Below are 229 nucleotides of genomic sequence, written 5' to 3'. Positions count from 1 at the left end.
GACGGCATCGCGCTGCTCGATCTCGACGAAGCCGTGCGCGTGCGCGAGCTCGGCTGGGACAAGCCGGTGCTGCTGCTCGAAGGGATCTTCGAGCCGGTCGACGTCGAACTCGCCGACCGCCACCGGCTCACGGTAGCCGTGCACTGCGACGAGCAGCTCGATCTGCTGATCGCCGCGCAGCCGCAACGACCGATCGACATCCAGCTGAAGATGAACTCGGGGATGAACC

At 66.4% G+C, this 229-nt stretch carries 1 protein-coding gene; it reads left to right on the top strand.

Going from position 1 to position 229, the window contains the following annotated elements; genetic code table 11:
* A partial coding sequence (locus SB816_RS35510; RefSeq protein ID WP_410548685.1) for an alanine racemase occupies positions 1-229 on the top strand: 229 nt, incomplete at both ends.

The sequence above is a fragment of the Achromobacter sp. SIMBA_011 genome, from assembly GCF_046535435.1.
GTDB classification, from domain to species: domain Bacteria; phylum Pseudomonadota; class Gammaproteobacteria; order Burkholderiales; family Burkholderiaceae_B; genus Achromobacter; species Achromobacter dolens.
Note: the sequence above shows the minus strand (reverse complement) of the source record. Positions and strands in the feature narration are given on the sequence as shown.